The 20102-nt window shown below is 64.8% G+C and carries 18 protein-coding genes and 4 tRNA genes; 1 reads left to right on the top strand and 21 read right to left on the bottom strand.

Annotation, left to right across the window (positions count from 1 at the left end):
• Positions 1-18: 18 nt before the first annotated feature.
• The 16 genes from secF to ACSE4D_RS16750 form a co-directional block, all read right to left on the bottom strand.
• Entirely contained in the window at positions 19-1035 is a 1017-nt protein-coding gene (gene secF / locus ACSE4D_RS16825) for a protein translocase subunit SecF (protein ID WP_425120457.1), read from the bottom strand.
• Positions 1032-3188, bottom strand: coding sequence for a protein translocase subunit SecD (gene secD / locus ACSE4D_RS16820; protein ID WP_240690108.1), 2157 nt, complete (start codon positions 3186-3188; stop codon positions 1032-1034). Before secD ends, secF begins: the two co-directional genes overlap by 4 nt.
• A gap of 38 nt (positions 3189-3226) precedes the next feature.
• Positions 3227-3763: a preprotein translocase subunit YajC gene (locus ACSE4D_RS16815; protein WP_240690106.1), complete on the bottom strand. Its 537-nt coding sequence runs from the start codon at positions 3761-3763 to the stop codon at positions 3227-3229.
• Between the two features lie 81 nt (positions 3764-3844).
• A complete protein-coding gene (gene ruvB, locus ACSE4D_RS16810) occupies positions 3845-4942 on the bottom strand; it encodes a Holliday junction branch migration DNA helicase RuvB (RefSeq protein ID WP_436326321.1) in 1098 nt (365 codons plus the stop codon).
• Positions 4939-5535: a Holliday junction branch migration protein RuvA gene (gene ruvA / locus ACSE4D_RS16805; protein WP_135542439.1), complete on the bottom strand. Its 597-nt coding sequence runs from the start codon at positions 5533-5535 to the stop codon at positions 4939-4941. Before ruvA ends, ruvB begins: the two co-directional genes overlap by 4 nt.
• Positions 5536-5643: 108 nt before the next feature.
• Complete coding sequence (ruvC, locus tag ACSE4D_RS16800) at positions 5644-6240, bottom strand: crossover junction endodeoxyribonuclease RuvC (RefSeq protein ID WP_135542437.1); 597 nt, start codon at positions 6238-6240, stop codon at positions 5644-5646.
• Complete coding sequence (locus tag ACSE4D_RS16795; RefSeq protein WP_436326320.1) at positions 6240-6992, bottom strand: YebC/PmpR family DNA-binding transcriptional regulator; 753 nt, start codon at positions 6990-6992, stop codon at positions 6240-6242. The genes ruvC and ACSE4D_RS16795 overlap by 1 nt, the downstream gene beginning before the upstream one ends.
• 107 nt (positions 6993-7099) lie before the next feature.
• Positions 7100-7579, bottom strand: coding sequence for an NUDIX hydrolase (locus tag ACSE4D_RS16790; protein ID WP_135542433.1), 480 nt, complete (start codon positions 7577-7579; stop codon positions 7100-7102).
• Between the two features lie 130 nt (positions 7580-7709).
• Complete coding sequence (locus ACSE4D_RS16785) at positions 7710-9656, bottom strand: alpha/beta hydrolase family protein (RefSeq protein WP_436326319.1); 1947 nt, start codon at positions 9654-9656, stop codon at positions 7710-7712.
• On the bottom strand, positions 9653-10258 hold the full coding sequence (locus ACSE4D_RS16780; RefSeq protein ID WP_135542430.1) for an HIT family protein: 606 nt from the start codon (positions 10256-10258) through the stop codon (positions 9653-9655). The genes ACSE4D_RS16785 and ACSE4D_RS16780 overlap by 4 nt, the downstream gene beginning before the upstream one ends.
• Positions 10255-12261 (bottom strand): threonine--tRNA ligase, encoded by a 2007-nt coding sequence (gene thrS / locus ACSE4D_RS16775; RefSeq protein WP_135542428.1) that lies wholly within the window; start codon positions 12259-12261, stop codon positions 10255-10257. The genes ACSE4D_RS16780 and thrS overlap by 4 nt, the downstream gene beginning before the upstream one ends.
• Positions 12262-12468: 207 nt before the next feature.
• Positions 12469-13746, bottom strand: coding sequence for a DUF4352 domain-containing protein (locus tag ACSE4D_RS16770; RefSeq protein ID WP_436326318.1), 1278 nt, complete (start codon positions 13744-13746; stop codon positions 12469-12471).
• A 161-nt stretch (positions 13747-13907) separates the two neighbouring features.
• Positions 13908-13979 (bottom strand) — tRNA-Val (locus ACSE4D_RS16765).
• Between the two features lie 37 nt (positions 13980-14016).
• A tRNA-Val gene (locus tag ACSE4D_RS16760) sits at positions 14017-14088 on the bottom strand.
• Between the two features lie 30 nt (positions 14089-14118).
• A tRNA-Cys gene (locus tag ACSE4D_RS16755) sits at positions 14119-14189 on the bottom strand.
• 26 nt (positions 14190-14215) lie between these two features.
• Positions 14216-14288 (bottom strand) — tRNA-Gly (locus ACSE4D_RS16750).
• Between the two features lie 136 nt (positions 14289-14424).
• Between ACSE4D_RS16750 and ACSE4D_RS16745 the strand changes: the two genes are divergently transcribed.
• Entirely contained in the window at positions 14425-14901 is a 477-nt protein-coding gene (locus ACSE4D_RS16745) for a PGPGW domain-containing protein (protein WP_240690104.1), read from the top strand.
• A gap of 203 nt (positions 14902-15104) precedes the next feature.
• Here ACSE4D_RS16745 and zapE read toward each other — a convergent pair whose 3' ends face one another.
• From zapE to ACSE4D_RS16720, 5 genes are all read right to left on the bottom strand, one after another.
• Positions 15105-16112 (bottom strand): cell division protein ZapE, encoded by a 1008-nt coding sequence (gene zapE, locus ACSE4D_RS16740; protein ID WP_135542424.1) that lies wholly within the window; start codon positions 16110-16112, stop codon positions 15105-15107.
• Between the two features lie 146 nt (positions 16113-16258).
• Positions 16259-17194, bottom strand: a complete 936-nt coding sequence (era, locus tag ACSE4D_RS16735) for a GTPase Era (protein WP_135542422.1) — start codon at positions 17192-17194, stop codon at positions 16259-16261.
• Position 17195: 1 nt separating this feature from the next.
• On the bottom strand, positions 17196-18509 hold the full coding sequence (locus ACSE4D_RS16730; RefSeq protein ID WP_135542420.1) for a hemolysin family protein: 1314 nt from the start codon (positions 18507-18509) through the stop codon (positions 17196-17198).
• A 1-nt stretch (position 18510) separates the two neighbouring features.
• Positions 18511-18999: an rRNA maturation RNase YbeY gene (gene ybeY, locus ACSE4D_RS16725; RefSeq protein ID WP_135542418.1), complete on the bottom strand. Its 489-nt coding sequence runs from the start codon at positions 18997-18999 to the stop codon at positions 18511-18513.
• Positions 18996-20048, bottom strand: coding sequence for a PhoH family protein (locus ACSE4D_RS16720; protein WP_135542416.1), 1053 nt, complete (start codon positions 20046-20048; stop codon positions 18996-18998). The genes ybeY and ACSE4D_RS16720 overlap by 4 nt, the downstream gene beginning before the upstream one ends.
• Between the last annotated feature and the right edge of the window lie 54 nt (positions 20049-20102).

Raw genomic sequence — 20102 nt, 5'->3', positions numbered from 1 at the left:
ACATCTCCTCTCTCGGGGTCAGACTTCGGCGTGAATCACCGGTGGGACGTCTGCTTCCCCGTTCTTCAAGCGTAGTTCACGCACGGCCTGCTCCTGCGCTTTGACCGCCGGTTCGTTCGACCGGAGCAGGGCGTAGAGCGGGCTCGCGACGAACAGCGTCGAAGCGGCTGCCACTATAGTACCGATGAACAGGGACAGCGAGATATCGACCAGCGTTCCGGCACCGAGGAGGAACACGCCAAGGAACAGGATCGATGCGATCGGCAGCACCGAGACCATCGAGGTGTTGATCGAACGCACCGTCGTCTGATTGACACCGAGGTTGACGAGTTCGGAGAACTTCAGGTTGCGTTTGTCCCCGAACCTGGCGGTGTTCTCGCGGATCTTGTCGAAGACCACGACCGTGTCATACAGCGAGAAGCTCAAGACGGTGAGGAAGCCGATGATCGCTTCGGGCGTGACTTCGAAGCCGGTGGCCGAGTAGATGCCCATCGTCACGATCATCACGGCGAAGAGACCGACGATGGCCGCGATCGACATCTTCCAGGTCCGGAAGTACAGGGCCATGACGATGAGCGCGATGCCCACGAAGATCACGAGCGCCCGGATCATCTTCGAGGTCACGTCCTTGCCCCATTCGGGGCCGACGAAGGTCGAGGTGACCTCCTCGGGCTTGATGTCGTAGCCGGCGACGAGGGCGTCGCGGACTTCCTGCATCTGCGCATCCGTGAGCTGGTTCGTCTCGATCTGCACCGCGGTGTCGGATGTCGGTGTCAGCCGCGGTTCGGATCCGGGAACGACGTCGCTGACGAGGCTTTCGCCCTTGCTCGCTGAAGTGTTCGTGACGTGGTCGACCTGGAACTGCGATCCGCCTTTGAAGGCGATGCCGAAGTTGAAGCCGAAGATGAGCGGCACGAGCAGAGAGAGGAGCACGAGGACCCCGGCGATGCCCAACCACAGCTTCGCCTTGCCGACGAACGGGATGGATGATTCGCCGCTGTGGAGCCGGTTGCCCCAGGCAAAGAACCGTTTCACTTGTCAGCCTCCTTGCCTTCGTCGGCCGCCGAGTCTTCGGCGGCCTCCTCTTCGGCTGCCCGACGGGCGGCCGCCTTCCGTTCGGCGATGGTTCCGCCGGCAGCGACCGCTCCGGTCTTGCGCTTCTTGCCGGCGGGCTTCTTCTCAGTCGTCCGCTCGGCCTTCGCGGCTGTCTTCGTCGTTTCGGACTCGACCGCCGCATCGCCGGCAGCCGAGTCGGCTTCCACCGCCTCGCTTCCACTGTCGAGACCGGCCTTGCGCATCCGGGCCTTCTCACGGCGCTTGGCCTCCGGGGATTTGTCCTTGTCGTCGACAGAGAGGTTGAGCGCACCGCGGTAGGCGGCGGGTTTGACTCCGAGCAGACGCGGATCCATACCGGACATCGGGTGTCCTTCACCGAAGAACTTCGTGCGTGAGAGCACCTGGAGCATCGGGTGGGTGAACAGGAAGACGATGAGCACGTCGATGATCACCGTCAGTCCCAGGGTGAACGCGAAGCCGCGCACCGAACCGACCGCGAGGATGTAGAGGATGACCGCGGCGAGCATGTTCACAGCCTTCGAGGCGTAGATCGTGCGTTTGGCACGATCCCAGCCGACTTCGACTGCCGAGAGCAGATTGCGCCCGCTGCGCAGTTCGTCTCGCACTCGTTCGAAGTAGACGATGAACGAGTCCGCCGCCATGCCGATGCCGATGATGATGCCGGCGACACCCGCCAATGAGAGGCGATAGCCGTATCTCCAGGAGGCCAGCAGCAGGAGCAGGTAGGTGAGCACGCCGGCGACGACGAGGCTCGACACCGTGACCAGGCCGAGCACACGGTACTGCAGGAGCGAGTAGATGACGACGAGGATGAGTCCGACGAGACCGGTGAGCAGACCGATCTTCAGGTAGTTCGATCCCAGAGTCGGAGAGATCTGGTCTTCGCTCTGGACCTGGAAGCTCAGCGGCAGCGAGCCGTTCTTCAGCTGGTTGGCCAGCGTCTGCGCCTCATCGAGGGTGAAGTTGCCGGAGATCTCGGCCTTGCCGTCAGTGATCACGGCGTTCGAGGTCGGCGCGGAGAGCACAAGACCATCGAGTTCGATGGCGAACTGGTTGTACGGCTGCTGTTTTCCGGTGATGTCCGAGGTGATCTGCTTGAAGATCTCGCGCCCGGTCGCGTCGAAGGAGAGGTTCACGGCGGGCTTGTTCGTCTGCACGCCGTTGGCTCCCGCTGCGTAGCCGAAGTTCGCATCCGCGAGGTGGTCACCGGAGAGTTCCACCGGACCGAGGATGTACTTGGCCTGACCGTCTTCGGAGCAGGAGACCACGGGTTTGTCCGCCGGCTCCTGTTCGCCGCCGGTGCGGTTCTTCGGATCCGAGCAGTCGAGCTCCGTGTATTCCTTGATGATGTCTTCGGACTGCCATTCGCTCGCATCCTTCTCAGGATCGAACAGCGGACGCGGAGTCGAATCGGTGACCTTCTTCGACTGATTCGACTCGCCGTCCTTCGCCGAAGTGCCGGCCGAACCGGAGGGTTCGGCGGCCTTCGACTTCGCGGCCGCCTCGGTGTCCGTCGACGAGACGCTTCCTGCCTTGGCGACTTCGCCGCCGCCTTCCGGAGCTTGGTCCTCGCCCTGAGCGTCGCCCTGGCCGTCCTTGCCGGTGAGGTCCTCGATGCGCTTGCGCTCTTCGTCGCTCAGCCCATCATCGCCGTCGGACTTCTCGCCCTTGTCGCCGCTCTGCTCCTGCTCCTTCTGGATCTGCTCCTGGGAGCGCGGGTCACCGACCAGCGCCACCCGGCGGAACACGAGCTGAGCCGACGACCGCACGAGGTTGCGTGTCTCTTCATCGGGGTTGCCCGGCAGGTTGACGATGATGTTGCGGTCGCCCTGCGTCGTGATCTCGGCTTCGGAGACCCCGGTCGAGTCCACGCGCTGGCGGATGATCGCCACGGCCTGGTCGAGCTGCTCCTTGCTGATGTCCGTGCCCTTGGACACCTGCGGTTCCAGAATGATCGACGTTCCGCCCTCGAGGTCGAGGGCGAGTTTCGGAGACGTCGTGGCGTTCGACCAGATGACACCGGCGGCGATGATGCCGGCAAGCACCAAGGTGATGATCGTCAGCCACAGGAAGCGCAAACCAGGACGTGGCTTTTCTTCGATATCGGACACGTTTCAGCTTTCGATTGGGAGCAGAGTGCGAGGACGAGTCAGTTGTTCTTGTCGGAGTCCGAATCGGAGGACTCGGCATCCGCCTCGGCGGCGTCTTCGGCCTCAGCCGAGTCCCCGGCATCGGAGTCGGAGGCCGCGGCCTCATCGTCCTCGGCGGCGACGGCATCGTCGTCAGGGGCATCCTGCTCGGCGCGCTTGCGTGCGTTCATAGCGTCGAGTTCGGCATCGGTGATCGCCGGCTTCTCGTCCTGGTCGTCGACATCGACATCCGTCTCAGCAGCGTCGGCGACGGGAGCGTCGACAGGGGCGGCGGCGGCAGCCTCGGGGTTCTCGATCTGGCCGATGGCCTGGCGGTGGACGCGCAGAACGGTGCCGGGACCCGATTCGATGGTCACCTGGTTGCTCTCCTCGTCGATCGACAGCACGGTGCCGAAGACGCCGAAGGTCGTCATCACGGTCGCTCCGGGCACCAGACCCGTCTTGATCTGCTCCGCACGCGCCTTCTGCTTACGTCGAGAATTGAATAGGAAAAAGATCAGCAGCGCGGCAAGCGCAAGAGGGATCAACAAATCCACAGATATCAGCCTTTCATATGAATGAACCAGTGAACCAGCTTAGTTCGTCCTCACTGTCCAAGGCGAACTCATTTGCGGGGTTCAGTACTCATAGTTTGCTGGGATCTGCATTTCCAGATGCTTCCAGGCTGCCGAGGTGGCCACACGTCCGCGTGGAGTGCGGCTGATGAGCCCTTCGCGCACGAGGTACGGCTCGGACACCGTTTCGACGGTATCGGCTTCCTCTCCGACGGAGACGGCCAGTGTTCCCAGCCCCACCGGTCCCCCGCCGAAGCGTTTGCACAGCACGTGGAGGACAGATCGATCGAGGCGGTCGAGTCCGAGCGTATCGACTTCGTAGACACGCAGCGCATTCACCGCGGCCTCCTCGTCGATGACGCCGCTGCCGCGCACCTGCGCCCAGTCGCGGACGCGACGCAGCAGCCGATTCGCAACGCGCGGGGTCCCACGGGAGCGGGTGGAGATCTCCTTCAGCCCGGCGAGATCCGCCTCGATGCCGAGCATCCGGGCCGAACGCTGCAGCACGGTGAGCAGATCGGCGCTGGAGTAGAAGTCGAGGAGTGCGGTGAAACCGAAACGGTCGCGCAGCGGCGCCGGCAGCAGACCGGAGCGGGTCGTGGCTCCGACGAGAGTGAACTGCGGGAGGTCGAGCGGGATGGCAGTGGCTCCGGGCCCCTTGCCCACGATGACGTCGACGCGGAAATCCTCCATCGCCACATAGAGCATCTCTTCAGCAGCGCGCGCCATCCGGTGGATCTCGTCGATGAAGAGCACTTCGCCCTCTTCGAGTGAGGACAGGATGGCCGCGAGGTCCCCGGCGTGCTGGACGGCCGGGCCGGAGGTCACACGCAGGCTCGCGTTCATCTCGTGGGCGATGATCATCGCCAGGGTGGTCTTGCCGAGCCCGGGTGGGCCGGAGAGCAGCACATGGTCGGGCGCCTTCTGCCGGGCCTTCGCCGCGTCGAGGACGAGTGAGAGCTGTTCGCGCACCTGGGGCTGACCGATGAAGTCGGCCAGGCCCTTCGGGCGCAGTGCCGCCTCGGCGTCGCGTTCGGCCGTCTCGGCCTGCCCGGAGACGAGACGGTCGCGTTCGGCGCCGGTCATCGACTGATCGCCGAATTCCATCTCATAGGAGTCGACGTCATCGCCGCCTGTTCCGGGTTCGAACGATCCGGTCATTTCTTCGCACCCAGCACCTTGAGCGCGGCCTTGAGGATGACAGAGGTCCCGGCCTCAGCACCGGTCTCCTCGACGACGTCGGCGACGACCTGCTCGGCCTGTGCTTCCTTCCACCCGAGTCCCACGAGGGCGTCGACGACCTGCTGGTTGCCGCCGCCGAAGGACAGGGTCGGTCCCGGGCTCGAGGCGGTGAGCTTCGGCAGCTTGTTCTCGAGTTCGAGGATGATCCGCGATGCGCCCTTCTTCCCGATGCCGGGAACCCGGGTGAGCGCGTTCGCATCCTGATTCGCGATCGCGGCGGCGAGCTCGTCGGGGCCCATAACGGACAGGATCGCCATGGCCAGGCGGGGGCCGATGCCGGAGATGGAGAGAAGGACGTCAAAGGTGTGGTTCTCGTCTTCGGTGGCGAAACCGTAGAGCGTCATCGAGTCTTCGCGCACCACGAGGCTGGTGACCAGTTCGATCTCCGCACCGTGTCGGGTGCTCGCCAGGGTGTCGGGGGTGACGTGGACCTTGCGGCCGACCCCGTAGGTGAGCACGACGAGGTGGTCAGCTGCGATCCGATGCACCGTACCGCTGAGGAAACTGATCACGGACTGCCTTTCAGGTGGGAACACGTGTACGAATCCAGGTTAGCAGTAACGCTGCTGACCGTTCGTCCCGGCACGCCAGAGACCCCGCGATGCCGCTGGTTCCGGCGACTATTTGGCCTTGCGCATGGCGTCTGCCCACTGCTGCTGGGCCTTCGTCAGCCCAGAGCCCTCCCGACCGCCGGCCTTGCGTTCGGTGAGGTCCTTGTTCTTGCCCGGAGTCGATTGCGCCGACAGCGCCCCGCGCCAGGAATGGCAGATGGCGATCGCCAGTGCATCCGCGGCGTCGGCGGGCTTCGGCGGGGAGTCGAGCCCGAGGATCCGCGTCACCATGGTGGTGACCTGCTTCTTATCGGCGCGACCGGATCCCGTGGTCGCGGCTTTGACTTCCGAGGGCGTGTGCATGGCCACGGGCAGGCCACGGCGGGCGGCCAGTCCCATCGTCAGCCCGGACACCTGCGCTGTGCCCATGATCGTCGAGACGTCGTTGCGGGCGAAGACCCGTTCGATGGCGACGACGTCCGGTCGGTAGGTGTCCAACCATTGGTCGAACGCCTCGGCGATGGATCCGAGGCGCAGGTCGACGGAGTCCGCGGACGGGGTCCGCAGCACGTCGACGGCGACCATCTTCACCTTCCGTGCGGGCAGGGTGTCGATGACACCGAGCCCGCAGCGGGTGAGTCCGGGATCAACGCCGAGGATGCGCATCAGGCGTCGAGTTCGGCGAGGGCCTCATCGCTGACATCGGCGTTCGAGTACACGTTCTGCACGTCGTCGCAGTCTTCGAGCGCATCGATGAGGGTGAAGACCTTCTGCGCGGTCTCGGCATCGAGACTGACTTCGAGCCCAGGCACGAAGGAGGCCTCGGCCGAGTCGTAGTCGATGCCGGCGTCGACGAGTGCCGTCCGCACAGCCACGAGGTCGGTGGCCTCGCAGATGATCTCGAACTTCTCGCCTTCGTCCTTGACCTCTTCGGCACCGGCGTCCATGGTCGCCAGGAGGATCGATTCTTCGTCGGTCTCCGCGGCGTTGACGATGATGACGCCCTTGCGGTTGAAGTTGTACGTCACCGAGCCCGGGTCGGCCATCGAACCGCCGTTGCGGGTCACGGCCACGCGGACCTCGGAGGTGGCACGGTTGCGGTTGTCGGTGAGGCATTCGATAAGGAGGGCGACTCCGCCATCGGCGTAGCCTTCGTACATGATCGTCTCGTAGTTGACGCCCGAGCCGTCGAGGCCGCCTCCGCGCTTGACCGCGCGGGTGATGTTGTCAGCGGGGACCGAGTTCTTCTTCGCTTTCTGGATGGCGTCGAAGAGCGTCGGGTTGCCGTCGGGGTCAGGTCCACCGTTGCGAGCCGCAACCTCGATGTTCTTGATCAGCTTGGCGAAGAGTTTGCCGCGCTTGGCATCGATGGCCGCTTTCTTGTGCTTAGTCGTTGCCCATTTGGAATGACCTGCCACTGGTGTTCCTTCCTGTAGTTACAGCCTCTCAAGTCTATACGCTCCTCGAGGCTCTCCGCTCTGCCCGGGCCCGTCCCCGCCGCTTCAACGGTGCGGGTGGCCCCGCATCAGTCGATGACCAACGGCACCTCGGGCACGGATCCGGTCGTCGCCAGATCGATGAGGCTGAGCAGATTCTTCGGATAGATCGTTTCGGTCGTCGCCATGAGTTCGTCACGGGTCCACCACCGGAATTCCAGCAGGCTGCGCTTCTCGATGTCCGTCCACACCGCATCTTCGAGCTCGATGTCCTCTGCCGTCCGGAACGCGAAGTAGGTCTCGAGCTGACGCAGTGACTTCTCGGTGAACTTGAAGACCTCGTCACGCGTGGCCAGGGGGCCGATGAGTTCGTGCGGCTCGCATTCGATGCCGGTCTCTTCGGCGAGTTCGCGAGCCGCCGTCTGTGCGGCCGATTCGCCGAGTTCGGAGCCGCCGCCACAAGTCATCCACCATTGGTGACTCGGGGTCAGCAGATCCTGGGCCCTGATCAGGAGAACCTCGTCGCGCTCATTGAGTAATACGACCCTTGAGGCTTTACGAGGTTTCATGGTTCTCCAGTGGTCGACGACGAGGGGACGCAGGTGTTTGCAGAATAATGATGCTGGGGGTTTTCGGCAAGAGCGCGACAGGGGTCGAGAGCACGATACCGGCACCGTGCCTTCCCGACCAACTCGACGGTCATGCCCGTCCGGCGGGGGCCGCCAGATGTCGGTCCCACCAGTCGAGCACGGCTTCGAAGCGCTGTCGACGATGGCGTGGCTGCCCGGCACGGGAGAGCTCGTGGTTCTCCCCGGGGAAGATGAGCATCTCCGTGTCGACTCCGGCTCGCTGCAGAGCCGCATAGTACTGCTGGGCCTGTTCGAGCGGGCACCGGAAGTCGAGTTCCGAATGCATCACCAGGGTCGGGGTTCCGACCTGGTCGGCGTGGGCCAGCGGCGATTGGGCGGCGATGGCCTCGCGGCTGCGGCTCGTGTACTCCTCGGTGAAGAAGCGTCCGAAGTCGGAGGTGCCGACGAAGCTGTCGGGATCGAGGTATCCGCGCTCGACGATGGCGGCGCGGAAGCGGTGGTCGGCGGCGATGGTCATGGCGGTGAGGTAGCCGCCGTAGGAGCCGCCTTGGATGCCGATCCGATTCCGGTCGAGGCTGGGTTCGGTCTCCAGGGCACAGTCGAGCACGGCGAGCACATCGGACATCGCCGGGGCCGCCATGTCGCCTTGCACCGCGGTGCCCCAGCTGCGGGTGCGGCCTCCCGAGCCGCGGGGGTTCGAGTACACGACCGCGTAGCCGGCCGAGGTGAGCACTTGGGTCTCGTCGAACCAGGAGTGTGTGTATTGGGCGAAGGGTCCGCCGTGGATGTTGAGGATGACGGGGAACGGTCCCTGTCCTTCCGGCGTGGCCAACCATCCGGTGATGGAGCCGCCCTCGCCGTCGACGCGCAGGACCTGCGGGGTCACGGAGTTCGCCGGTGCCGGGTGTTCCTTGACGATGACCGCGGCCGCGGCGGAGTCGAGTTCGATCCTGCCGAGCACAGCAGGTGAGTTCGGGGTCGCCCCGGTGAACACGAGAGTCGAATCCGCGATGTCGAAGCCGTTGACGACGGTCGTGTCATCACTGAGGAAGTCGAGTTCGTCGATGCCGATCTCCTCGGCGCCAAGGTCGATGCTCACGAGCCGGGACGCCCCATCGGTGTCGATGACGGCGATGGCCGCTCCCCCGCGGATCTGCGGGCGGATGGGGGCCAGTGCCACGGTCTCCGGGTCGGTCAGGCGCCGTGTGGTTCCGGTGCGCAGCTCGTGGACGTAGAGCCCGGGCATCTGTCCGACGAAGTCGAGTTCATCGCGGGTGAGATCATTTCCCATCAGCAGAACGGAGTCCTCGTCGAGCCAGATATGCATGCTCACGCTCATCCGCGGCAGCTGCAGCGGGGTCGGCTCCTCGCCCCCGAGCAGCCACACCGTCGAACGCAGATCCGGCTGGCCTTCGTCGGGGTGGAGTGCCGAGACCACGGACATCCGGGTTCCGGATGGGCAGAACTGCGGATCGTGGACATCGGTCACCGGTGCGTTCAGAAACGTTGAGAGCGGAACTTCCCCGGCTCCGCGGATTCCGACCGTGCCCGTTCCGGGTTCGGCGAGATCGACGAGGAAGGCGCGGGCGGGTCGGTCGTTCGTGTACCCGAGGCCGTTGCTCAGATAGGCCGCGGAGGTGATCCGGCGCGGGGCCTCCTCGGCGGCGGGGATGTCCTCGTCCTGACCGTAGCGGCCGGGCTCGGCGGCGCGGGCGATGTAGAGGGCACGGGACCCTGCATCGTCGAGGGCGAATTCGGACACGCCGAGGTGGCTGTCCGTGATCTGGTGCGCCGTCTCCAGGGTGGCGCCGACGTGGAGCTGCGGAGGCGACTTCTTCTCCGCGCTGAGGTATCCGGACCAATTCGGGCCGACCAGCGGGGACGAATCGTGCCAGGCATGCGTCAGCCGACGCGAGTCGTCTGCGGTCAGGGTGAACAGCTGGGACAGGTAGCTGTTCGATTCGAGGTCGGGTCTGCGGATCGTGATGACGGCTTCGTCGCCGCGCAGCACGGGTGAGGAGTATTCGGCCAGTGTGTCGAGGTCTTCGGGGTTCATCGGTTCCATTCTTCTGACAGCCGCGCCTGCACATCGGCGTGCACCTGCGGCAGGGCCTTCGTCTGCGCGATCACGGGCAGGAAGTTCGCATCTCCACCCCACCGCGGCACCACATGCTGGTGCAGGTGCGCGGCGATGCCGGCACCGGCGACGGGGCCCTGGTTCATTCCCAGGTTGAATCCGTGGGGGCCGGACACGGCGCGGATGACGCGCATCGCCTTCTGCGTGAACCGGGCGAGTTCGTTCGTCTCGTCGGCGGTGAGATCGGTGTAGTCGGCCACGTGCCGGTAGGGGCAGATGAGCAGGTGGCCGGGGTTGTACGGGTAGAGGTTGAGCACGGCGAACACCGTCTCGCCGCGGGCGACGATGAGCCCCTCGGCGTCGGTCTTCGACGGAGCCGAACAGAACGGACATTGGGACTCCCCCGCATCCTTCGGCTTGTCCTGACCGTCGATGTAGACCATCCGGTGCGGGGTCCACAGGCGCTGGAAGCCGTCGGGCTCACCGGGGAACCCGGCGGCGGCCTCGGGATAGGGAATCCCCTCACCGAGGCGGCCGCCGCTGTTGTCCTGCACGGTCGCGTCCTCGCGGCCTTCGCTCATACTTGGGCCTTGGTCTCGATCGCGTCGAGGATGCGGCGCACCGCCTCGGCGACGGGAACGCCGTTGTCCTGTTCACCGCTGCGGAACCGGAAGGACACGGCCGAAGCCTCGCGGTCCTCGCCGCCGGCGATGAGGGTGAAGGGCACCTTCGACTTCGAGGCATTGCGGATCTTCTTGCCGAAGCGGTCGTCGCTGTCGTCGATCTCGACTCGGACACCTGCCGCGCGCAGCTGCTCGGCCACCTCGACGAGGTAGTCGTTGAACTCCTCGGCCACGGGAATGCAGGTGACCTGGACGGGTGCCAGCCACACGGGGAAAGCGCCGGCGTAGTGCTCGGTGAGCACGCCGAGGAAGCGTTCGATGGACCCGAACTTCGCGGAGTGGATCATCACCGGCTGCTTGCGTGTGCCGTCGGCGGCGACGTACTCGAGGCCGAAGCGTTCGGGCTGGTTGAAGTCGAGCTGGACGGTCGACATCTGCCAGGTCCGCCCGATTGCGTCTCGGGCCTGCACGGAGATCTTCGGTCCGTAGAATGCGGCACCGCCGGGATCGGCGACGAGTTCGAGACCGGTCTCATCGGCGACCTCCTCGAGCACGCGGGTGGCTTCTGCCCACTGCTCGTCGGAGCCGATGAACTTCTCTGCCTTCTTCCCCTCTTCGTCACGGGTCGACAGCTCGAGGTAGAAGTCGTCGAGGCCGAAGTCACGCAGCAGGCTGAGCACGAAGTTGAGCAGGTGGCGGATCTCCTTCGCCGCGTCCTCCTGGGCGACGTAGGAGTGCGAGTCGTCCTGGGTCAGGGCACGCACACGGGTGAGACCGTGGATGACGCCGGAAGCTTCGTCGCGGTAGACGGTGCCGAACTCGAACAGCCGCAGCGGCAGATCACGGTAGGACCGACCGCGGGAGCGGTAGATGAGGTTGTGCATCGGGCAGTTCATCGCTTTGAGACGGTACGGGGTGCCGTCCTTGACGACGGCCCCGGAGTCGTCGCGGACCTCATCGACGGACATCGCCGGGAACATGTTCTCCCCGTAGTAGGGCAGGTGGCCCGAGGTGTAGTAGAGGGTCTCCTTCGAGATGTGCGGGGTGCCGACGTATTCGAAGCCTTCGGCGATGTGACGGGCGCGGACGTAGTCCTCCATCTCCCGCTTGATCACTCCGCCCTTGGGGTGGAAGACGGGCAGGCCGGAGCCGAGCTCCTCGGGGAAGGAGAACAGGTCCAGTTCGGCACCGAGTCTGCGGTGGTCGCGACGTTCGGCTTCGGCGATGCGATCTTGGTAGGCCTTGAGGTCGTCCTTCGTCGCCCAGGCGGTGCCGTAGACGCGCTGCAGGCTCGCGTTCGCCTGGTCGCCGCGCCAGTACGCGGCCGAGGACCGGGTGATGGCGAAGCCGTTGCCGATGAGTTTCGTGTTCGGCAGGTGGGGGCCGCGACACAGATCCTGCCACACCACTTCGCCCTTGCGGTCGACGTTCTCGTAGACGGTGAGCTCGGCGCCGCCGACCTCGACGGAGGAGCCGTCGTCAGAGCCCGAGCCCTTGTCGTTGATGAGTTCGAGCTTGTACGGCTCGTTGGCCATGCGCTGACGTGCTTCGTCTTCGGTGACGACGACGCGGTTGAAGGTCTGACCGGACTTCACGATCTGAGCGGCCTTCTTCTGGATGGCCTTGAGGTCCTCGGGGGTGAAGGGTTCGGCGACGTCGAAGTCGAAGTAGTAGCCGTCGGTGATGTAGGGGCCGATGCCGAGCTTGGTGCCGGGGAAGAGCTCCTGAACAGCCTGGGCGGTGACGTGCCCGGTCGAGTGCCGGAGGATATCGAGTCCTGCTTCGGAGTCGATGGTGATCGGAGCGATCCGATCACCTGGCTGCAGTTCGCGGCTGAGATCGGCGGGTTCGCCGTTCAGCCACATCGCGACGACTGTGCGGTCGGTGGAGAAGATCTCCGTTCCGGTCAGCCCCTCTTTCCAAGGAATGCTTTCGCCCGCGCAGTCGATGCTGTCTGCCACTGATTTCTCCGTTCGTCTGTGTTCGTCTGAGTCCGGCCGGGGTCGTCCGGATCGAGGACTTCTCGCCCTTAGATTCTAGTACCACTTCGGCGGTGACAGATCAGTCGGGCGGCAGTCGTGTGACCGCCGCCCAGACCGAGCCTGCCGCTGCCGGCGTCGCAGCGTCGAGATGCCGATCGGCCGCCTCGACGCCACGGGTTCACAGCATCACTGCTTGTAGAACTCGAAGTCCTTGCCCTTGCCGAGATCGTCGACGAGTTTGAGCTTGAGATGCATCCCATCGATTTCGGCCTTGGGAACACCGAAGGCGAGCTCATAGGTCGTTTCGCCGCCGGCAGGAACGGGATCGGTGAAGGCCAGCGAACCCTTGTAGTTCCCGCTGTCGAAGACGTCGTCGTATTCCTTGCTGCCTCCATCAGTGGCGGTCAGATTCGTCAGAGTCATCTTCACGTCAGAGCTCGAGTCGTTCTTCACGGTCATCGTCACGATGGCGATCTCACCATTCGTCGACTCGGCACCGGAGGCGTATTCTCCCGCGGTGCCCGAGCGGACATTGATCGCGGCGGTGACATCGGTGCCGATCTCGACCTCGCCGGCCTGAGCGGGCGCAGCGTCTTCGCCGTCGTTGTTCTCGGCGGGGTCCTGGCCGGCACCCTGGCTCGGATCGGCCGGGGCCGCGGACTGAGACTGGCTCGCCTGCTCTTCGCCCCACTTCGCCAGCGCACCGAGTCCGAGGATGGTGAAGATCACGACGGCGATCGAGATGAGGATCGACACTCCGCCGAGGACGATGCCGGTGATGTTGAAGCCCTTGTTGTTCGCCAGGCCCTTCTTGATCGCGGAGAGTCCGAGGAATCCGAACACGATCGCGGCGATGCCGAAGAGCGCGCCGCCGCCGAAGACGAAGGCGCCGAGAACGCCGACGATGCCGCCGATGAGTGCGAGGATGCCCCAGATGTTCTTCGAGGTGCCGCCGCCCGAGGGGTACTGCCCGTAAGCGGCGTTCGGGTTGGCCGGGATGAATTGATCGGACGACCCTTCGGCTCCCGGGTAGGCCGGCTGCTGTCCGTATTGATTGGCGTCGTACTGGTTCTGGCCGTACTGACTCTGGCCGTACTGATCCTGTCCGTACTGGCTGTCGCCGTACTGGTTCTGGCCGTACTGGTCGTTCGGCTGACCGTAGTTCGGCTGCTGTCCGTACTGGTTCTGGTCGTTCGGCTGACCGTAGTTCGGCTGCGAACCGTACTGCGGAGGCTGCTGTCCGTACCCCTGCGAACCGTCATTCCCGCCCTGGCCGTAGTTCGGCTGGGATCCGTACTGGGGAGGCTGCTGTCCCGCGTTCTGGTCGTTGCCGTAGCCGGGCGCGCTCGGCGGCTGGTTGTTCGGGTTCTGACCGTTGGGGTTCTGGCCGTTCGGGTTCTGGCCGTTCGGGTTGTTCCCGCCCGAACCGTCACCGGAACCGTAGGGGTTCTGAGGATTAGACATGAATGCTCCGAAGTCATCGTCGTTAGATACAAGGCCAAGCGTACTAGCAAACCCGCCTGCCACTGCATGATGTTCGCGTTCCAAACCTGCAACAGAGCCGGATGTTCACGAGTCTTCGGGGATGCACGAAGCCCCGGGCGGATCGCCCGGGGCTTCTTCTGTGCGCGATACTGGGATCGAACCAGTGACCTCTTCCGTGTCAGGGAAGCGCGCTACCGCTGCGCCAATCGCGCTCTATTCTTTTGTTGCACCGGAACCCGAGGGTCCCTGTGCGCGATACTGGGATCGAACCAGTGACCTCTTCCGTGTGAAGGAAGCGCGCTACCGCTGCGCCAATCGCGCTGGTCGGTCAGCATTGCTGCTGACCATCCGAGGTGGCGACGGGATTCGAACCCGTGTATACGGCTTTGCAGGCCGCTGCCTCGCCTCTCGGCCACGCCACCGCCAAGGCAGTGCCATGACGCCTCCGAGCGGATGACGGGACTCGAACCCGCGACCCTCACCTTGGCAAGGTGATGCTCTACCAACTGAGCCACATCCGCATTTCTCGCTGCGGGGTTTCCCTCGCAACGAGATACAACTCTATACGGAGGGGGCGGCATACGCAAAATCGGAATCGGGTGATCGTGATCACATGCGCAGATCCAGCATTCAGGCTGGCCAACTTATAGTGGTGGGGTGAACGACGAACGTCCCCGCGCCCGCCCCAAGGGCTGGTTGTCACGCCACCATCGCCAAGGCCCCCGACCGTGGCGGAAACTGCGTCTGGGTTTCCTCCGCTGGCGCAGGATGGTGTTGGCGAACCATCACACCGCCCGCATCTATCGCAGCATCGTCGGCGGACTCGGCACACTCATCGTGCTCATCGGCCTCGTCCTTGTGCCCCTGCCCGGTCCGGGATGGCTCATCGTCATCATCGGCCTGTTCGTCATCTCCAGCGAATTCCATTGGGCGCGGAGACTGCTCCACTTCGTGCGCGTGAATGTCGAGCGGTGGACGCGCTGGATCATGGCCCAGCGGCTGTGGGTGCGCTGGACCGTCGGCGCGGTCACCGCGGCCTTCGTCGGCTTCATCGTCTGGTGCACCCTGCGCCTCACCGGCCTGCCGGGGTGGGTGCCGGATCTCGCCGTGCTCGAACTGCTCGGTCTGCACTGAACGTCCGCCCCGCGCACCCGAACCCGCCACGCACGTCCGCACAGTTGGCCGACGCCGCTGACATGCCGAGGTCGCAGTCCCGCCGCCGTCCCTCACCCGCCGGTAGCTCTGACCCGACGGTGGCCGAATGCACAGAGCCCGCCGACCATTCACCGTGGTCGACGGGCACGTGCGGAGCCGCTGTCAGGATGACAGCGGTGGAGTCAGGATGACAGCGCGGTCAGCCGCGAAAGGCAGCGCATGTACTTCTTCCTGTAGCCGCCGGCCAGAGACTCCTCGGTGAAGATCTTGTCCAACGGCACACCGGAGTTGACGATGTGGACGTTGCGGTCGTAGAGCCGGTCGACCAGAGCGACGAAGCGCAGCGCCACGCTCTCGTTCTCGATCGTCGTGACGTCCTCCCACACGGCGGAGTCCACGCCGTCGACCATCCGCCCGTAGCGGGACGGATGGACCGTCGACAGATGAGACAGCAGCTGGGAGAACTCATCTCGGGCGACGGTGCCTTCGAGCTTCGCCGTGGCCGCATCGAGCTCGTCGGCCGGCAGCGGATCTGCCGGGGAGCTCAGCGCACGGTGGCGGTAGTCCTGACCGTCGATGCGAAAGACCTCGAACTGGTCGGCCAGCGCCTGGATCTCACGGAGGAAGTCCTGAGCGGCGAAGCGGCCCTCTCCCAGCGAGCCGGGCAAGGTGTTCGACGTTGCGATGATCTTCACGCCCGCATCGGTGAGTTCGCGCATGAGCCGGGACATGAGCACGGTGTCCCCCGGATCGTCGAGTTCGAATTCGTCGACGCACACGAGCTTCATCTGCGACAGGTCGTCGCGGGCGCGGGCGAAGCCCAGAGCACCGACGAGGTTCGTGTATTCGACGAAGGTGCCGAAGGTGGCGGGCTTCTCATTGGCGTGCCACGCGGACGCGAGCAGGTGAGTCTTGCCGACACCGTAGCCGCCGTCGAGGTAGACGCCCTTGGGACCGGACTTCCCCTTCGAGAAGAGCTTGCCGAAGAACCCCTTCGAGTTCGACTGTGCTGCGAATTGCTCGAGTCTTCTCCGAGCCTCGGCCTGCGAGGGCTCGGTGGGGTCCGTGCGATAGCTGTCGAAGGACACGTCCTCGAACTGAGGCGGCGGGACAAGGCCTGCGATGAGCTCTTCGGGGGCAACCTGTGGGGATCGGTCGCTCAGTGCGACCAGAGTCTGCTCGGCATTCACTCGGCCTAGTCTAAGGCAGGCCCGCGGGCCCGACGGAAATCGGGCCCGAGCGGGTGAGGACCATCACAGGCGCAGAGAACCGAGGTGGACGGACGCACACGCACAGCTTCGGCGCGCCTTCGTCCGCCGAAGCGGATCTATTCGTCTCAGCTGAAGTCGAAGCCGAGTCGGCCGAGCTGTTTGGGATCGCGCTGCCAGTCCTTGGCGACCTTGACGTGGAGGTCGAGGTAGACCTTGGTGCCAAGGAGGCGTTCGATGCCCTGGCGGGATTCCGAACCGATCGCTTTGAGTCGGCTGCCGCCCTTGCCGATGATGATCGCCTTCTGGCTGGGTCGTTCGACGAAGAGGTTGACGTGGACGTTCCACAGCGGATTGTCCTCGCTGCGGCCCTCCCGCGGGTACATCTCCTCGACTTGGACGGCCAGGGAGTGCGGCAGTTCGTCGCGGACGCCTTCGAGGGCGGCTTCACGGACGAGTTCGGCGATCATCTTCTCCTCCGGCTCATCGGTGAGGTCGCCGTCGGGGTAGAGCGGCGGCGACTCCGGCAGATGGGAGGAGAGAACGGAGTCGACGGTGTCGATCTGGAAACCGTCGGCCGCGGAGACCGGGACGACGTCGGCGAAGTCGGCGAGTTCGCCGACGGCCAGCAGCGCCTCGGCGACCTTGTCCTTGGATACGAGGTCGACTTTCGTCACGAGCGCGACGATCGGGGTCCGCCCGTCGAGCAGCTCCAGCTGGGAGGCGATGTAACGGTCGCCGGGACCGATCGCCTCATCGGCGGGAAGGCAGAAGCCGATGACGTCGACTTCGTTGAGGGTGGTGGCCACGAGGTCGTTGAGCCGGGAGCCCAGCAGCGTCCTGGGCTTGTGCAGTCCGGGGGTGTCGACGAGGATCAGCTGGTGATCGTCCCGGTGGACGATTCCGCGGATCGTGTGCCGCGTCGTCTGCGGCTTTGCCGAGGTGATCGCCACCTTCTCCCCCACCAAGGCGTTCGTCAGCGTCGACTTGCCGGTGTTCGGCCGTCCCACGAAGCAGGCGAACCCGGCACGGTAGCCCTCGGGATAGTCTGTGCGAAATTCCATGTCAGTCCTCTTCCTTCGTCCCCGGGCTTCCTGCCGCGGCGGTCTGCGCCTCGGCGGCGGTGTCGTCTGCGGTGCGGGTGACCCGCACATGGGTGATGCGGTGGCGGCGGCCCTGGCCTTCCATGGCTTCGATATGGAGGCCGGCGATGCTCGCATGCGAACCGTCGATGGGCACCCTGTCGATGAGCTTCGACAGCAGCCCGCCGACGCTGTTGACATCATCTTCGTCGATGCGCACGTCGAAGTATTCGGCGAAGTCCGAGATCGACATGCGCGTGCTGATGACGAAGGATCCGTCCTCGGCGGCGACGAGTTCGTCATCGCCGTTGTCGTATTCGTCTTCGATCTCGCCGACGATCTCTTCGACGATGTCCTCGATGGTCACAAGCCCGGCGGTGCCGCCGTATTCGTCGACGAGGATCGCCAAGTGCGTGGAGTCCAGCTGCATCTGTCGCAGCAGATCGTCGGCCGGTTTGGTCTCGGGCACGAAGAGCACACTGCGCGCCAGCGTCCCGATCGGCTTGTCGGTGTCGTCCGGGTGGAGCTGAAGGCGGCGGGCCACATCTTTGAGATAGGCGACGCCGCGGACGTCGTCGAGGTCCTCCCCGCACACGGGGATCCGGGAGAAGCCGGAACGGAAGAACAGGTTCATCGTCTTCTGCAGACCCACGTCGGCGTCGACGGTGACGAGGTCGGTGCGCGGGACCATGACTTCGTTCGCCGAGGTGTCCGAGAGGTTGAAGACCGATTGGATCATCTCGCGTTCGCCGTCTTCGATGATATCGGATTCGCTGGCCCTCTCGACGAGGTCGCGCAGCTGCTCAGAAGTCACGAACGGACCGTCCTTGTACACCTTGTCCGGGGTCAGCAGGTTGCCGAGGACGACGAGGATGCGGGTGAGCGGTTTGAGGACGACGAGGACGATGCGCACGATCCAGCTGAGGTTGAGGCACACGGCTAGCGACCGGCGCTTGCCGATCGTGCGCGGAGACACGCCGGTGATGATGAAGACCGCCACCGAGGCGGTGAGTACCGTGAGGAAGACCATGAGCGGTCCCACGGAGTAGTAGGAGTCATAGGCCAGTGCGATGAAGACCGTGGCCAGTGCCTCGAGGAAGTTGCGGACGAAGATGATGACGTTGATGTTCGTCGGCAGGTCGCCGAGGATCTTCTCCACCCGCACGGCCGCGCGCTTGCCCTCTTCCTTCGCCTCCTCGACGGCGTGGTGGGACACGTTGAGCAGAGCCGCATCGACCGCCGAGAGGATGGCTGCGATGATGAGGCACAGTGCCGCACCGAGGAAGTACGCGAACACCTCAGACCTCGGTGGGGGTGGGAATGTCGGTGCGACCGTCGTAGCGAGCGGCGAAGAAGGTCAGCAGCAGATGCCGCTGCAGGGCGAACATCTCCTCCCGCGCTTCGGGCTCACCGTGGTCGTAGCCGAGGAGGTGGAGGAATCCGTGCACCGTGAGCAGCAGGATCTCGTCCATTGTCGAATGGCCGGCGGCGTCGGCTTGGGCGGCGGCCACCTCGGGGCAGATGATGATGTCACCCATCTGACCTTCGGTCGGTTTGTCCGGCTCTCCTTGGTGGAGCTGGTCCATGGGGAAGGACATGACGTCGGTCGGACCTTCGAGGTCCATCCACGTGACGTGGAGTTCGGACATCGCTGCGGTATCGACCATGGTCACGGCCAGTTCCGCACCGGGATGCATGTGCAGGGCCTCCCCGAGGTACTCGGTCAGGGCCACGACCTCGTCGAGGTCCACCTCGGCGTCGGTCTCGTTGAGGATCTCGGTGTTCATTCGGCACTTCCCCACAGGTCGTAGGCTTCGACGATCTTCGTCACCAGCGAATGCCGGACGACGTCCTTGCTGCCCAGTTCGCAGAACTGCAGGTCCTCGATCCCGTCGAGGATGTCGCGCACGACCTTGAGTCCGCTGCGGGTCTTGCCCGGCAGGTCGATCTGGGAGATGTCACCGGTAACGACCATCCGGGAGCCGAAGCCGAGGCGGGTGAGGAACATCTTCATCTGCTCGGCCGTCGTGTTCTGCGCTTCGTCGAGGATGACGAAGGCATCGTTGAGAGTCCGTCCGCGCATGTACGCCAGGGGTGCGACCTCGATCGTGCCGGTCTCGATGAGCAGCGGGATCGATTCCGGGTCGACCATATCGTGGAGCGCATCGTAGAGCGGTCGCACATATGGGTCGATCTTCTCGTTCAGGGTGCCCGGCAGGTAGCCGAGGGATTCGCCGGCTTCGACGGCGGGCCGGGTGAGGATGATCCGCGAGACCTCTTTGTGCTGGAGGGCGTTGACGGCCATCGCCATCGCCAGGTACGTCTTGCCGGTGCCGGCGGGGCCGATGCCGAAGGTGATCGTGTGGTTGCGGATGGCTTTGACGTAGTCGTGCTGGCCCATCGTCTTCGGGCGGATCGACTTTCCGCGTGTGGAGAGGATGTTCGTGCCCAGCACCGCCGAGGCGGCCGCCCCTTCGGAGGAGAACTTCGTGACCCGTTCGATCGTCTCATCGTTGATCCGATGACCGGCGGCGTGGAGCTTCTTCAGCTCCCCGATGACGCTGACGAAGGCTTGGACCCGGTTCGGATCCCCGGCGGCCTGGACCTGGTTGGCGCGCACGTGGATGTCGAGGTCGTCGAATGACTTCTCGAGGGTGCGCAGGTTCGATTCCCCGGGCCCGAAGAATTCGACGAGGTCGATCGAGTCGGGAATGACGAGGCGTACGGAGTCAGCGGCATGAGAGTCTGCCTGGGCGTCGGTGTCTGCCGCGTGAGAGTCGGGAGTGTTCACAGGGTTCGGGGTGGGGTGGGTGATGTCCAGAATGTTCCTTTGCATGCGAGCGTGCCGTCACCGGCGACGCCGGAGTGTGCTTCCATCCTAGTCCGATGG

The sequence above is a fragment of the Brevibacterium sp. FAM 27836 genome, assembly GCF_051351055.1.
GTDB lineage: Bacteria > Actinomycetota > Actinomycetes > Actinomycetales > Brevibacteriaceae > Brevibacterium.
This window is presented reverse-complemented; position numbering and strand designations above follow the sequence as displayed.